The following is a 14,751-nucleotide window of genomic DNA, read 5'->3' as shown; positions in this document are numbered from 1 at the left end:
TGCCCAAGCGGACAGGCCGGGGGTTTTGCACCCCCGGACCCCCGCAGGATATTTTCGCAAAGCCGAAGATCGGATCAATCGATCTGAAACAGCTTGTCGCGCGCGACCGTCCCGCGGATCAGCCTCAGGCGCGAGGGGGCGACCCCCATGGATTTGGCAAGAAGTTTCACCACGGCGGCATTGGCCTTGCCATTCTCGGGCGCGACCGTGACATAGACCCGCAAGCCGTCTTCGGTCGGCACAAGGGCATTGCGTGACGCCTTCGGCGTGACCCTTACGGCGATCTGTGCACCGGACCGGACAAGATGGCGTAGATCTTCCATTTCCCACTCCTCTGTCGAAAACCCTAAAGACAATCGTCACCTGGTACCAGCGCCCACGACGCGCTCGCCGATGTTGGGGGACTGTCTTGCATTCCGCGCCGCAAACCCCGACATCGAAACCAGACCGAAGGAGATCCCATGACCCAGACCGCTCTCGACTTCCTGCTGACGCGCCGCTCGCACTCACCAAAGACCCTGACCGCCCCTGCCCCGACCCGCGCCCAGTTGGAACCGATCCTGACGGCAGCCGCGCGCGTTCCCGACCATGGCATGCTGGCGCCCTGGCGATTCATCGTGCTTGAACGTCCCGCGCTGATGCGGCTTGCGGCCATCGTGCGCCGCCTCGGCGCCGAAAAGACCCTGCCCGAGGAGGTGATCGTCAAAGGCGCGGCACAATTCGAAACCAGCCCGCTTGGCGTCGTCGTGGTCCATGTGCCGCGTGCCACCGACAAGATTCCGGCGATCGAGCAGGTGCTTTCGACCGGCGCGGCCTGCCTTGCGCTGGTCAACGCGGCGCTGGCGTCCGGCTGGGGGGCAGGCTGGGTGACCGGCTGGGTGTCGCACGATGCAGACTTCTGTCGGCAGGGGCTTGGCCTGGCCGAGGGCGAATTCGTGGCGGGCATTGTCCACATCGGCACTTCGACTGTACAGCCCGCGGACCGCCCCCGCCCCGGCCTCGCCACAATCACGACATGGGTCGACGCATGATCCTAGCGGCGTTCTTCACCGCCTGGGGCGACATGATCCGTCCAGGGTCCCTGCGCGTTCTGGGGCTGGGCGTGGCCCTGGCGGCCGGCCTTCTGATTACGGTCTATGCGGCCTTCGCCTGGTTCCTGGGGCTGGTGCTGCCCGAAACGATGACCCTGCCCTGGATCGGTGAAATCGGATGGGTGGACACCTTCGTATCCTGGGCCTCGCTCGGGTTGATGCTGGTGCTGTCCGTCTTTCTGATGGTGCCGGTCGCTGCGGCCTTCACTGGCCTGTTTCTGGATGATGTGGCCGAAGTCGTCGAAACGGCCCACTATCCCGGCCTGCCCCCGGTCCGCCGCCTGTCACTTGCCGAAACGATGCGCGATGCGATGGCCTTCCTTGGCGTGGTCCTTGGGGCGAACCTCATGGCGCTTCTGATCTATCCCTTTGTCATCCCCTTCGCGCCGGTTCTGTTTCTGGGGCTGAACGGCTATCTGCTGGGCCGGGAGTATTTCCATATGGCCGCATTGCGGCGGGTGGAACGGGGCGACGCGCTGGCGCTGTATCGCGCCAACAAGGCGACGATCTGGATTGCCGGCGCGCTGATGGCGGTGCCGCTGTCGGTTCCTTTGTTGAACCTGCTGGTGCCGGTTCTGGGCGCAGCCACCTTTACGCATCTGTTTCACCGCATTCGCGGCACAAGCTGACACCGAAAGGGCGGGGGTTTCACACCCCCGCACCCCCGTGGAGTATTTTTCCAAGAAGAAGCAGGTTGGGCTTCTTCTTGGTCCAAATACTCAAGTCGACGCCCGACGCCTGCGGCGCGTCAGGGTCTTTGCGCCCTCAGCCCAGTTGATTGAACCAATCGATGTCGCGCAGCGTGATCATGCCCGACAGGATGATCGCCGCAATGATCGCCCAAAGCACGATCGCGATCAGTGTGGTGATCCTGGCCTTCTTTCCGATCCGGGCATCCGCGGGGGCCGAGGGCGGTGTGCCGGGGACAACCTCACCGGCCTCTTCCTGGCTGCGGAAGCGGATCGGCAGCACGATGAAGAATACCATGAACCAGATCACGGCGAACAGGACGATGCCCCCCGTCAGATTCATCAGACCTGCTCCAGTTCGACAAGGCAGCCATTGAAATCCTTGGGGTGCAGGAAGAGGACCGGCTTGCCATGCGCGCCGATCTTTGGCTCGCCCGTCCCAAGTACCCGGGCACCCGCGGCCTTGAGCCGGTCGCGCGCGGCAAGAATATCATCGACCTCATAGCAGATGTGGTGAATGCCCCCGGCGGGGTTCTTTTCAAGAAAACCGGCGATGGGGGAGTTTTGCCCCAGCGGGTAAAGCAGCTCGATCTTGGTATTGGGCAATTCGATGAACACCACCGTCACCCCGTGATCGGGTTCGTCCTGCGGGGTGCCCACCTTTGCGCCCAGCGTATCGCGGTATTGCGCCGCCGCCGCCTGCAGATCTGGCACGGCGATGGCGACATGGTTCAAACGTCCGATCATGGGGGCCTCCGGTCTGGTTTGCCTGCGTTTAGCGGGCGGGGGGGGCTGCGCGCAAGCACGAAGCATGACCGACGCCGATTAACCTGCCATTAGCCAAATCCGGGTTTAGTCGGAACAGGATGCGATTCTCCTCTGCCAAGGATGCCCCCGATGAGTGACGATCTGAGTAATTTCATTGCCGCCCGCGTGGCCACCGCCAACCGCCCGCTACTGGGGCTGACGGTGCTGGTCGTGGAAGACAGCCGCTATGCCTCTGAAGCGATGCGGCTGTTGTGTCTGCGGTCAGGGGCGCGCATCCGGCGGGCCGATTGCCTGCGTTCAGCCGCGCGGCATCTGCAGTGCTACCGTCCCGAGGTTGTGGTCGTGGACATGGGGTTGCCGGACGGGTCGGGGGCGGATCTGATCCGCGTGATCCGCGACATGGCGCCGCCGCTGCCGGTGGTGCTGGCCACATCCGGCGACCCCGATGCCGGGGATGAGGCGATGCAGGCGGGGGCGGACGGCTTCCTGCCCAAGCCGGTGGAAAGCCTGGCGCTGTTTCAGCAGGCGATCCTGTCAGCCCTGCCACACGAATCGCGCCCCTTTGGCCTGCGCGCGCTGACCGATGAGCGGGTAGCGCCTGATCCGCTGGCCCTGCGCGACGATCTGATCCATATGGCGCAGCTGCTGGCCGATGCGCCGAACCGGCGCGAGCTTGGCTATGTCGCGCAATTTCTGACGGGGGTGGCGCGTTCTGCCCATGACGATGCGCTTGAACGTGCGGCCAGTGCGCTGGGGCGCGCCGAAACGCCTTCAGAGGCTGCGGTTTCGCGCCTTGCCGGGATCGTGCGGCAACGGCTTGCCGCAGGTGCCGCGTTCTGAACACCGCCAACGCAAAAGACGCGCCCGCCGGACGCGTCTTTGCCCGGACACCGGCGGTGCAGGCCAGGATCACTCTTTCGGGATCACCCGCAACCGCAATTCGCGCAGCTGTTCGTTGGTGGGTTCCGACGGCGCGCCCATCATCAGGTCTTCGGCGCGCTGGTTCATCGGGAACATGATGACTTCGCGGATGTTCATTTCATCCGCCAGAAGCATCACGATCCGGTCGATGCCGGCGGCGCAGCCACCGTGCGGGGGGGCGCCATATTTGAACGCCTTGACCATGCCGCCAAACCGCTTTTCAACCTCGTCCCGGCCATAACCGGCCAGTTCGAAAGCCTTGAACATGATTTCGGGCTTGTGATTGCGGATGCCGCCCGACACCAGTTCATAGCCGTTGCAGGCCAGATCATACTGATAGGCATGGACCTTCAGCGGATCCCCCATCAACGCCTCCAGCCCGCCCTGCGGCATCGAGAAGGGGTTGTGGCTGAAATCGATCTTGCCGGTTTCCGCGTCCTTTTCATACATCGGGAAATCGACGATCCAGGCGAATTTGAACACGCCTTCCTCGGTCAGGCCCAGTTCGCGGCCGATCTCATTGCGCGCGCGCCCGGCCACGGCCTCGAACTGTTCGGGGCGACCGCCCAGGAAGAAGGCCGCGTCGCCCTCGCCCAGGCCCAGTTGCAGGCGGATCGCCTCGGTCCGGTCGGGTCCGATGTTCTTGGCCAGGGGGCCCGCGGCCTCCATCTGCCCGTCATCGCCCTTGCGCCAGAAGATATAGCCCATGCCCGGCAGGCCCTGCTGCTGTGCAAAGGCGTTCATCCGGTCACAGAACTTGCGGCTGCCGCCGGTGGGGGCCGGAATCGCGCGGATTTCGGTGCCCTCGTTTTCCAGCAGTCTGGCGAAGATCGCAAAGCCCGAGTCGCGGAAATGCTCACTTACCACCTGCATTTTGATCGGGTTGCGCAGGTCGGGCTTGTCGCTGCCATACCACAGCATCGAATCCTTGTAGGCGATACGCGGCCAGTCGGGATCAACGCGGCGGCCGTTGCCGAATTCCTCGAACAGGCCCTGGATCACCGGCTGGACGGCGGCAAAGACGTCTTCCTGGGTAACGAAGCTCATCTCGACGTCAAGCTGGTAGAAATCGGTCGGGCTGCGGTCGGCGCGCGGGTCTTCGTCGCGGAAGCAGGGCGCGATCTGGAAATAACGGTCAAAGCCCGCGACCATGATCAGCTGCTTGAACTGCTGCGGCGCCTGGGGCAGCGCGTAAAACTTGCCCGGATGCAGGCGCGAGGGCACCAAAAAGTCGCGCGCGCCCTCGGGCGACGAGGCGGTGATGATCGGCGTCTGGAACTCGTTGAAGCCCGCGTTCCACATGCGGTTGCGGATCGATCGCACCACGTTTGACCGCAGCATCATGTTGTTGTGCAGGCTTTCGCGCCGCAGGTCGAGGAAACGGTAGGTCAGGCGGGTTTCTTCCGGGTAGTCCTGATCGCCGAACACCGGCAGGGGCAGCTCCTCGGCGGGGCCAAGCACCTCGACCTCGCGGACGTAAACCTCGACCTCGCCGGTCGGAAGCTTGGGGTTCACCAGGCTGGCATCGCGCAGCTTGACCATGCCGTCGATACGGATCACCCATTCCGCGCGCGCATTCTCCAACGCGGCAAAGGCGGGGCTGTCGCCATCGCACAGCACCTGCGTAATGCCGTAATGGTCGCGCAGGTCGATGAACAGCACACCCCCGTGATCGCGCACCCGATGCACCCAGCCCGAAAGCCGGACGTTCTGGCCTGCATGGTCCTTGTTAAGGTCCGCACAGGTATGGCTGCGATAGGCGTGCATGGTTCTCCCCTTGTCCCGGGCTGGATTCCTATCCGCGCCTTCAACCTTCTGGCCGCGCCGAAGTCAAGCGATCGTGCACAGGGGCCGCCGAATGTGCACCCCGCCCGGGCAGTGCAGGCAGTTGACGCAATCGAGGGCTTGCGCGCAGGCTTTGCAGGACTATAACGCCGTCAATTTGCGCGCCGCCGGGATGACAAAGGGGAAAGACATGCCGAAGAGAACCGATATCAAGTCCATTCTCATCATCGGCGCGGGGCCCATCGTCATCGGGCAAGCCTGCGAATTCGACTATTCCGGCGCCCAGGCCTGCAAGGCGCTGCGCGAGGAAGGCTACCGGGTCATCCTGGTCAACTCGAACCCGGCCACGATCATGACCGACCCGGAAATGGCCGATGCCACCTATATCGAGCCGATCACCCCCGAAGTCGTCGCCAAGATCATCGAAAAAGAACGCCCCGACGCGCTTTTGCCCACCATGGGCGGGCAGACAGGCCTGAACACCTCGTTGGCGCTGGCCGACATGGGGGTGTTGGAAAAGTACAATGTTGAACTGATCGGTGCCAATCGCGATGCCATTGAAATGGCAGAAGATCGCAAGTTGTTCCGCGAGGCGATGGATCGGATCGGCCTGGAAAACCCCCGCGCCACAATCATTTCCGCGCCGAAACTGCCCAACGGCAAGTATGATATCAATGCCGGTGTGGCCCTTGCCATGGCCGCCATCGAAGAGGTCGGCCTGCCCGCGATCATCCGTCCCGCCTTTACGCTGGGCGGCACCGGGGGCGGCGTGGCCTATAACCGCGATGACTATGAGGCGATCTGCCGTTCGGGCCTCGATGCCTCGCCGGTGGCGCAGATCCTGGTCGATGAATCGCTGCTGGGCTGGAAGGAATATGAAATGGAAGTCGTCCGCGACAAGGCGGACAATGCGATCATCGTCTGTTCCATCGAGAACATCGACCCGATGGGCGTACATACGGGCGATTCGATCACCGTGGCCCCGGCGCTGACGCTGACCGACAAGGAATATCAGATCATGCGCAACGGCAGTATCGCCGTGCTGCGTGAAATTGGCGTGGAAACCGGCGGGTCGAACGTGCAATGGGCGATCAACCCGAAAGACGGTCGCATGGTCGTGATCGAGATGAACCCGCGCGTGTCGCGATCCTCGGCGCTGGCGTCCAAGGCCACCGGCTTCCCGATCGCCAAGATTGCCGCGAAACTGGCCGTGGGCTACACGCTGGATGAGCTGGACAACGACATCACCAAGGTCACGCCTGCGTCGTTCGAACCGGCGATCGACTATGTCGTGACCAAGATCCCGCGCTTCGCGTTTGAAAAATTCCCCGGGTCCAAGGCCGAACTGACCACCGCGATGAAATCGGTGGGCGAGGCGATGGCGATCGGCCGCACCTTCCACGAATCGGTGCAGAAGGCGCTGGCCTCAATGGAAACCGGCCTGACCGGCTTTGACGAAATCGAGATCCCCGGCGCGCCCGACAAAGCCGCCGTGATCAAGGCGATCTCGGGCCAGACCCCGGATCGGATGCGCCTGATCGCCCAGGCCATGCGCGAAGGGCTGAGCGACGGGGAAATCCAGCACGCCACCGCCTTCGACCCCTGGTTCCTGGCCCGCATCCGCGAAATCGTGGAAACCGAGACCGAGATCCGCCGCACCGGCCTGCCCGTCACGGAAAAGGGCCTGCGCGATCTGAAGATGATGGGCTTTACCGATGCCCGTCTGGCCAAGCTGACCGGCCGGGATGAGGCCAACGTCCGCCGCGCGCGGCGCAATCTGGGCGTCAAGGCGGTGTTCAAGCGTATCGATACCTGCGCCGCCGAATTCGAGGCCCAGACCCCCTATATGTATTCCACTTACGAGGCCCCCGCGATGGGCGACGTGGAATGCGAGGCCCGGCCGTCGGGCTGCAAGAAAGTGGTGATCCTGGGTGGCGGCCCGAACCGGATCGGCCAGGGGATCGAATTCGACTATTGCTGCTGCCACGCCTGTTTCGCGCTGACCAAGGCCGGCTATGAAACGATCATGGTCAACTGCAACCCGGAAACCGTATCGACCGACTACGACACTTCGGACCGGCTGTATTTCGAACCGCTGACGCTGGAACATGTGCTGGAAATCCTGCGCGTGGAACAGGAAAACGGCACCCTGCACGGCGTCATCGTGCAGTTCGGCGGCCAGACGCCGCTGAAACTGGCGAACGCGCTGGAGGCCGAGGGCATCCCGATCCTGGGCACGACGCCCGACGCGATCGATCTGGCCGAGGACCGTGAACGGTTCCAGCACCTGCTGCATGATCTGGGCCTGAAGCAGCCGGTGAACGGCATCGCCTCGTCCGAGGCGCAGGCCATTGAAATCGCATACAAAGTCGGCTTTCCGCTGGTGATCCGACCGTCCTATGTTCTGGGTGGTCGCGCGATGGAAATCGTGCGCGACATGGATCATCTGAAACGCTACATCGCGACCGCCGTACATGTGTCGGGCGACAGCCCGGTGCTGCTGGACAGCTACCTGTCCGGCGCGATCGAGGTAGACGTGGACGCCCTGTCCGACGGCAAGACCGTGCATGTCGCGGGCATCATGCAGCATATCGAGGAAGCGGGCGTCCATTCGGGCGATTCCGCCTGCTCGCTGCCGCCCTACAGCCTGTCACCCGAAACCGTCGCCGAATTGAAGGACCAGACCGTCAAGCTGGCCCTTGGCCTGAACGTGGTCGGCCTGATGAACGTGCAGTTCGCGATCAAGGACGGCGTGATCTATGTGCTGGAGGTCAACCCCCGCGCCTCGCGCACCGTGCCCTTCGTCGCCAAGGCCACCGACAGCGCCATCGCCTCGATCGCGGCGCGGCTGATGGCGGGCGAACCGATGGCGAACTTCCCGCTGCGCGCTGCCTATCCCGAAGGCGTGGGCCCCGAAACGCCCCTGCCCTTCGCCGATCCGCTGACGCTGGCCGATCCGAACACACCCTGGTATTCGGTGAAAGAGGCCGTTCTGCCCTTTGCCCGCTTCCCCGGCGTCGATACGCTGCTGGGGCCTGAAATGCGTTCCACCGGCGAGGTGATGGGCTGGGACCGCAACTTCCCGCGCGCATTCCTGAAGGCGCAGCTGGGCGCCGGCACGCATCTGCCCGAAGAAGGCCGCGTGTTCCTGTCGATCAAGGATACCGACAAGACCGCCGATCTGGCGCAGGCCGCGCGCGACCTGATCGCGATGGGCTTTTCCCTGGTCGCCACCCGCGGCACCGCGCTGTGGCTGAAGGAAAACGGGGTTGAGGCCGAGCTGGTGAACAAGGTCTACGAAGGCCGCCCGAACATCGTGGACCGGCTGAAAAACGGCGATATCCAGTTGGTCATGAACACGACCGAGGGCAGCCAGGCCGTGTCCGACAGCCGCGAAATCCGCGCCGTGGCGCTTTACGACAAGATTCCCTATTTCACCACGGCGGCGGCCAGCATCGCGGCCGTGGCGGCGATGAAGTCGCGTGGCGAAGGGGATATCAGCGTGCGTCCGCTGCAGGCCTGATCCCGCCACGACCCGCACACCAAAAGGCCCGCGCCATCCGCGCGGGCCTTTGTATTTCGCACGCGTCAATCCTGCTGCGCGGCCAGTTCATCCCAGCAGCCCAGCGCGTGTCCGGCATACATCATCCCCGGCCCACCGGCCATCTGCACCGCCATGGCCAGCACATCGGCCAGCTCTTCGCGGGTGCCGCCCGCTTTCATCAGCGCCTCGACATGGAACATGATGCAGGGTTCACAGCGCAGCACCACCGACATGCCCAACGCCACGAATTCCTTTTCCTTCAGCGACAGGACCCCGTTTTCCTTGACCGCCTTCGACAGGGTGCCAAAGCCCTGCATCGCCGCCGGCGCGGTCTTGTTCAGCGCCCGCAGCTCGCCGCGCATCTCGTCCATCTTTGCCTTGTAGCTCATGAAATTCTCCTGTTCAGGTGTCGGTTGCAGGTCGCATGGCAACATTCGCAGGACCTTGACCTGCGTCAAATCCCATTCAGATCCCTGAATATTTCCCGAACCGCCCCGGCGAAGGGTCAGTCATCGGCGCGGATGCGCAGGTTCTGCGGGTCATGGGGGCTATCCTCGACCACCACCGCATCCCATTGCTGGCGCAGCATCCGCACCTTCAGCCGCTGGCCCACCCCGGCCAGATCGGGGCGCACATAACCCATGCCGATCTGCTTGCCAAAGACCACCGACCAGCCGCCTGAGGTCAGCCGGCCGACCTTTTCCCCATCCAGCAGGATCGCCTCCTTGCCCCAGGGGTCGGCATCATCGGGCCCGTCGATCAGCAGGGTAACGCATTTCGACCGCAGCCCCGTGTCCAACATCGCCTGCCTGCCCAGAAACGCCTTCGACAGATCCACGAAACGATCCAGCCCGCCTTCCAGCGGCGTGGCATCGCGGCCCAGTTCATTGCCAAAGGCGCGGTAGGATTTTTCCTGGCGCAGCCAGTTCTGCGCCCGGGTGCCGACCAGCGTCATCCCGTGCTTCGCCCCGGCGGTCATCAGCTGATCCCACAGATAGCGACCCATCTCGATCGGATGGTGCAGCTCCCACCCCAGTTCGCCGGTATAGGCCACGCGCAGCGCACGCACCGGGCACATGCCCAGTTCGATATTGCGCCAGGAAAGCCACGGGAACCGAGCATTGCCCAGGACCGTGCCGGGATCGGCATCCTTGACGATTTCGCGCAGGATCGCGCGGGACCTGGGCCCCGCCAGCGCGAAAACGCCCCATTGCGTGGTGACATCGTGAATCTCGACATAGCCGAAATCGGATATTCTGTCCTCGGCACACTGACGCAGATAATCGCCATCATAGGTCGACCAGGCCCCGGCCGATATCAGGTAATATTCATTTTCCGACAATCGGACGATTGTATATTCGGTCCGCGTGGTGCCTGCCGGCGTCAGCGCATAGGTCAGGTTGATACGACCCACCTTCGGCAGCCTGTTGGTGGTAAACCAGTCCAGGAAAGCCGTTGCGCCGGGGCCGCGCAACAGATGCTTGGTAAAGGCGGTCGCGTCGATCAGGCCTGCGGTATCGCGGATCGCCCGCGCCTCGGCCTCGGCATAGGGCCACCAGTTGCCGCGCCGGAAGCTGCGGCCGTTGTGGTCGAAATCGGACGCCACGCCGGGGGCATAGTAATTCGGTCGTTCCCATCCATTGACCTGCCCCATCTGCGCGCCCAGCGCGATCTGGCGGTCATAGTTCGGCGTGGTGCGCAGCGGGCGACAGGCTTCGCGCTCCTCATCGGGGTGGTGCAGGATGAAAACATGCTCATAGCATTCCTCATTCTTGCGCGCGGCATATTCGGTGGTCATCCAGGGGCCATAGCGGCGCGGATCCAGGCTGGCCATGTCGATCTCGGCCTCGCCCTCGGTCATCAGTTGCGCAAGGTAATGGCCGGTGCCGCCCGCCGCGGTAATGCCAAAGCTGAACCCCTCGGCCAGCCACATGTTGCGCAGCCCCGGCGCGGGACCAACCAGCGGGTTACCATCGGGGGTGTAACAGATCGGACCGTTGAAATCGTCCTTCAGCCCCACACTTTCCGACGAGGGAATGCGGTGGATCATCGACAGGTACTCCGCCTCGATCCGGTCCAGATCCAGCGGGAACAGATCCGCGCGGAAAGATTGCGGCACGTCATACACGAACCGTGCCGGCGCCCCGCGTTCATAGGGGCCCAGAATCCAGCCGCCGCGTTCCTCGCGCACATACCATTTCGCATCGGCATCGCGCAGCACGGGATGTTCGGGGTTGCCGGCGGCCCGCCAGGCGGCCAGCGCCGGGTCGGGCTCGGTCACGATATACTGATGTTCCACCGGAATGGCCGGGATCCTGATCCCCAGCAGCCGCGCGGTGCGCTGCGCATGATTGCCCGTGGCGGTGACGACATGTTCGGCGCGCAATTCCACCATCTCGCCCGAGCCGACAAGATTGCCACCCCGTTCCACCATCTGTTCCAGCGTCACGATCCATTCGCTGCCCGTCCAGCGATAGCCGTTCACCTGCATCTTGCGCAGGATCGTCACCCCGCGCATCCGGGCGCCCTTGGCCATGGCCTGGGTCACATCGGCGGGGTTGATATAGCCGTCCTGCGGGTGAAACAGCGCGCCTTTCAGATCCTCGGTCCGCACCAGCGGCCAGCGGTCACGGATCTGCGCGGGCGTCATGAATTCGTGATGGATACCGGCGGTTTCGGCCACGCTTGAATAAAGCATATATTCATCCATGCGGTCCTGCGTCTGCGCCATGCGCAGGTTGCCCACCACCGCAAAGCCCGCGTTCAGCCCGGTCTCGGCCTCCAGGCCCTTGTAGAAATCGACCGAGTATTTGTGGATGTGGGTCGTCGCATAGCCCATGTTGAACAGCGGCAGCAGGCCTGCGGCATGCCAGGTCGACCCGGATGTCAGCTCATCGCGTTCCACCAGCATCGTGTCCCAGCCCGCCTTGGCCAGATGATAGGCGATCGCGCACCCGACAGCACCGCCGCCGACGACCAGGGCTTTGACGTGGGTTTTCATGGGCGACTCCCTTGGGACTTTGTCCCGTTCTGCCAGACCTGTCGCCCTGCGGGCCATCCCGCCCGACCTTTGCCAGCCAAAAGCGACATGCGCGGGCGCGGCAACGCAAAGCCGACACCCACATGGCAACCGAACAGACCCGCGCATCCGTTGCCGCGCAGGTGGACATGACCGCCGATATCTTTGTGCCCATGGTGGATCAGGCAGTTCTGCCTCGGACTTTATCGGCAAGCGCGTCCATGTGTCCGAAGCCGACATCGACCCGCCCCCGACCAACAAGGCCCGGCATCACGCGCCGGGCCTTTGGCCTACAGCATCCCCGGAACCACCAGATCCGGCGGCCGGTGCCCATCGGCGAAGGTCTTGATGTTGATGATGACCTTCTCACCCATCTCGACCCGTCCCTCGATCGTTGCCGATCCCATATGCGGCAACAGCACCACATTGGGCAGTTCACGCAGCCGGGGATTGATCTCGGCGCCGTGTTCGAACACATCCAGCCCCGCCCCGGCAATTTCGCCCGCGCGCAGCATCCGCGTCAGGGCGTTTTCATCGATCACCTCACCGCGTGAGGTATTCACGATCACCGCCGAGGGTTTCATCAGCTTCAGCCGCCGCGCATTCAGCAGATGAAAGGTCGATGGCGTGTGCGGGCAGTTGACCGAAACCACGTCCATCCGGCTGACCATCTGGTCCAGGCTTTCCCACCAGGTCGCCTCAAGCTCCTGCTCGGTCTCGGGGCGCAGGCGCTTGCGGTTGTGATAGTGGATTTGCATCCCGAAGGCGCGCGCACGTCGCGCCAGCGCCTGCCCGATCCGCCCCATGCCCAGAATGCCCAGCCGTTTGCCGCCGACCCGGCCACCCAGAAAGGCGGTGGGCGACCAGCCACGCCATTCGCCCGCCTGCATCACCGCCATGCCTTCGGGGATGCGCCGGATCACGCCCAGAATCAGCGCCATCGCCATGTCGGCGGTGTCTTCGGTCACCACGCCGGGGGTGTTGGCCACCAGAATCCCCCGCTGGCGGGCCGAGGCCACGTCAATGTGATCGATACCCGCGCCGTAATTGGCGATCAGCTTCAGCTTGTCGCCCGCTGCCGCCAGCATGTTTGCCTCAAGCGTATCGGTCACGCAGGGCACCAGCACATCGGCACGCTGCATGGCCGTAACCAGTTCCTCACGGGTCATCCGCCGATCGGTTTCGTTCAACTCGACGTCGAACAATTCCTTCATCCGGGTCTCGACGACCTCGGGCAACCGTCGCGTCACGACAACACTCAGGCGCGGTGCGGGCATGGCGGGGGTCTCCTCTCTTCCAAACGCCTTCTTCTGGGTGCAAAGTGACGCGCAACGGGCCGGGGGACAAGGCCCCGCAAGAACACAAAACGCGTTATTCCACCCGACAGCGCAATTTTATTGCGCCGCCGGCGGAATGAAGCGGAAATGATGGGACAAGGCATGAAACTGCGTTCGGCAATCATCGGGGCGGCGCTGGTCGCCGCAGGGGCGCTGGCCGGTGCCGCGCTGTACGCGCAGGACGCCGCAGCCCCGCCCGAACAGATGGCCGTCAGCGCCCAGCCCGCACGGGGGCCGGTAACCAACCTGCCGCTGCCGCGATTCGTTTCGCTGAAAGGGTCCGAGGGCAATGCCCGCCGTGGCCCGTCACTGTCGCATCGGATCGACTGGGTCTTCCGTCACAACGGCATGCCGCTGCGGGTGACGGCGGAATTCGGCCATTGGCGCCGGGTCGAGGACCGCGACGGCGCGGGCGGCTGGGTGCATTATTCGCTTCTGTCGGGGGTGCGCACCGTCATCATTCAGGACGACATGACCGAGTTGAAGATGCGCCCCGATCCTGCCGCCGGCGTCGTGGCCGTGGCCGAGGCGGGCGCGATCGCGCGGCTGGGCGAATGCCTGCGCGACTGGTGCCGGATCACCGCCGAGGGCGAAAAGGGCTGGGTGCAAAAAACGCGGATCTGGGGCGTGGGCGCGGAAGAATTGCGTGACTGACCGACGATTTCAGGATAGCACCGCCCGCGATCAGGCAACCCCGAGACCGCGATGCTGCCCCAGACCGACCAGGACAGGCTGAACCGTTCCGCAGGCATGGCCTCTGTCGGGGTGGCGGGCGTTCTGGTGGTGATGAAGCTGTGGGCCCTGGCGCAGACAGGGTCACTGTCAATCGCCGCATCGCTGGCCGACAGCGCGATGGATCTGCTGATCTCGGGCGCGGGTCTGACCGCCATCCTGTATGCACAGCGCCCGGCGGACGAAGATCACGCCTTTGGCCATACTTCGGCCGAGGATCTGGTGTCACTGGGTCAGGCGCTGTTCGTTCTGACTTCGGCTGCGGCCATCGCCTGGGCGGCAACGCATCGCCTGCTGGCCGACACGACGCCCCCCCTGGCCGCCGAAGGCGCGGGGATCGCCGTGATGGTGGCATCGGCGCTGTTGACCGCCGGTCTGGTGCTGTGGCAGCGCCGTGTGGCACGCCACACCGGCAACCGGGTCGTTGCGGCGGACATGATGCATTATGTCGGCGATCTGGGGCCGACGCTGGGCGCAATCCTTGCATTGTGGCTGTCCAGCCGCTTTGGCCTGTCGGGGGCTGACAGCATCATCGCCCTGATCGCAGCCGCCATGATGGGGCGCGGTGCCATCGTGATCGGGCTGGGCGCCTGGCACGCGCTGATGGACCGCGCCGCCCCGCCCGAAATCATCGAGGGCATCGCCGCCATCACCGCAAGCTGGCCCGGCGTGCATGGGTTCCACGACCTCAAGACCCGCACCGCCGGATCGCGGGTCTTTGTGAACCTGCACATCGAACTGGACGGTGATCAAAGCCTGCGCGCGGCCCATGCCATCGGCGCGGGGCTGCGCCGCGCGATCATGCAGGCCTACCCGCAGGCCGATGTCATCATCCACAAGGATGTCCGGGGCGAAAGCTGACCGC

13 protein-coding genes are annotated in these 14,751 nt (G+C 64.2%); 6 read left to right on the top strand and 7 right to left on the bottom strand.

Annotated elements, in window-relative coordinates; translation table 11 throughout:
• Window positions 1-74 precede the first annotated feature (74 nt).
• On the bottom strand, window positions 75-323 hold the full coding sequence (locus ACK8OU_RS06015; RefSeq protein ID WP_410302458.1) for a DUF167 domain-containing protein: 249 nt from the start codon (window positions 321-323) through the stop codon (window positions 75-77).
• 138 nt (window positions 324-461) lie between these two features.
• Here ACK8OU_RS06015 and ACK8OU_RS06010 point away from each other — a divergent pair, with 138 nt between their 5' ends.
• Both ACK8OU_RS06010 and ACK8OU_RS06005 read left to right on the top strand, forming a co-directional pair.
• Window positions 462-1,031: a nitroreductase family protein gene (locus ACK8OU_RS06010; RefSeq protein WP_410302457.1), complete on the top strand. Its 570-nt coding sequence runs from the start codon at window positions 462-464 to the stop codon at window positions 1,029-1,031.
• The gene (locus ACK8OU_RS06005; RefSeq protein WP_410302456.1) at window positions 1,028-1,720 is read left to right on the top strand and encodes an EI24 domain-containing protein; all 693 of its coding nucleotides are present in this window, start codon (window positions 1,028-1,030) and stop codon (window positions 1,718-1,720) included. The genes ACK8OU_RS06010 and ACK8OU_RS06005 overlap by 4 nt, the downstream gene beginning before the upstream one ends.
• A 136-nt stretch (window positions 1,721-1,856) precedes the next feature.
• On the opposite strand, the gene ACK8OU_RS06000 is transcribed toward ACK8OU_RS06005, so the two are convergent.
• Together ACK8OU_RS06000 and mce are read right to left on the bottom strand one after the other, a co-directional pair.
• Complete coding sequence (locus ACK8OU_RS06000; RefSeq protein ID WP_410302455.1) at window positions 1,857-2,123, bottom strand: DUF1467 family protein; 267 nt, start codon at window positions 2,121-2,123, stop codon at window positions 1,857-1,859.
• Window positions 2,123-2,527: a methylmalonyl-CoA epimerase gene (gene mce / locus ACK8OU_RS05995; protein WP_410302454.1), complete on the bottom strand. Its 405-nt coding sequence runs from the start codon at window positions 2,525-2,527 to the stop codon at window positions 2,123-2,125. Before mce ends, ACK8OU_RS06000 begins: the two co-directional genes overlap by 1 nt.
• A 150-nt stretch (window positions 2,528-2,677) precedes the next feature.
• On the opposite strand from mce, the gene ACK8OU_RS05990 reads away from it, so the two are divergent.
• Entirely contained in the window at window positions 2,678-3,388 is a 711-nt protein-coding gene (locus ACK8OU_RS05990) for a response regulator (protein WP_410302453.1), read from the top strand.
• A 69-nt stretch (window positions 3,389-3,457) separates the two neighbouring features.
• On the opposite strand, the gene aspS is transcribed toward ACK8OU_RS05990, so the two are convergent.
• Window positions 3,458-5,236: an aspartate--tRNA ligase gene (gene aspS, locus ACK8OU_RS05985; protein ID WP_410302452.1), complete on the bottom strand. Its 1,779-nt coding sequence runs from the start codon at window positions 5,234-5,236 to the stop codon at window positions 3,458-3,460.
• Window positions 5,237-5,444: 208 nt separating this feature from the next.
• On the opposite strand from aspS, the gene carB reads away from it, so the two are divergent.
• Window positions 5,445-8,777 carry a carbamoyl-phosphate synthase large subunit gene (gene carB / locus ACK8OU_RS05980; RefSeq protein WP_410302451.1) on the top strand — a complete coding sequence of 1,111 codons (3,333 nt, stop codon included), beginning with the start codon at window positions 5,445-5,447 and terminating at the stop codon, window positions 8,775-8,777.
• 65 nt (window positions 8,778-8,842) lie between these two features.
• On the opposite strand, the gene ACK8OU_RS05975 is transcribed toward carB, so the two are convergent.
• The 3 genes from ACK8OU_RS05975 to ACK8OU_RS05965 all read right to left on the bottom strand — a co-directional run bounded on the left by ACK8OU_RS05975 (window position 8,843) and on the right by ACK8OU_RS05965 (window position 13,094).
• Entirely contained in the window at window positions 8,843-9,187 is a 345-nt protein-coding gene (locus tag ACK8OU_RS05975; RefSeq protein WP_410302450.1) for a carboxymuconolactone decarboxylase family protein, read from the bottom strand.
• Window positions 9,188-9,303: 116 nt separating this feature from the next.
• Window positions 9,304-11,799, bottom strand: coding sequence for a GcvT family protein (locus ACK8OU_RS05970; RefSeq protein WP_410302449.1), 2,496 nt, complete (start codon window positions 11,797-11,799; stop codon window positions 9,304-9,306).
• Between the two features lie 308 nt (window positions 11,800-12,107).
• Window positions 12,108-13,094 carry a 2-hydroxyacid dehydrogenase gene (locus ACK8OU_RS05965; protein WP_410302448.1) on the bottom strand — a complete coding sequence of 329 codons (987 nt, stop codon included), beginning with the start codon at window positions 13,092-13,094 and terminating at the stop codon, window positions 12,108-12,110.
• Window positions 13,095-13,256: 162 nt separating this feature from the next.
• Here ACK8OU_RS05965 and ACK8OU_RS05960 point away from each other — a divergent pair, with 162 nt between their 5' ends.
• Entirely contained in the window at window positions 13,257-13,808 is a 552-nt protein-coding gene (locus tag ACK8OU_RS05960) for an SH3 domain-containing protein (protein ID WP_410302447.1), read from the top strand.
• Window positions 13,809-13,859: 51 nt separating this feature from the next.
• Window positions 13,860-14,747, top strand: a complete 888-nt coding sequence (locus ACK8OU_RS05955; RefSeq protein ID WP_410302446.1) for a cation diffusion facilitator family transporter — start codon at window positions 13,860-13,862, stop codon at window positions 14,745-14,747.
• Window positions 14,748-14,751: the final 4 nt, after the last annotated feature.

The organism is Pontitalea aquivivens (genome assembly GCF_046507575.1).
In the GTDB taxonomy this organism is placed as follows: domain Bacteria; phylum Pseudomonadota; class Alphaproteobacteria; order Rhodobacterales; family Rhodobacteraceae; genus Pontitalea; species Pontitalea aquivivens.
Note: the sequence above shows the minus strand (reverse complement) of the source record. Positions and strands in the feature narration are given on the sequence as shown.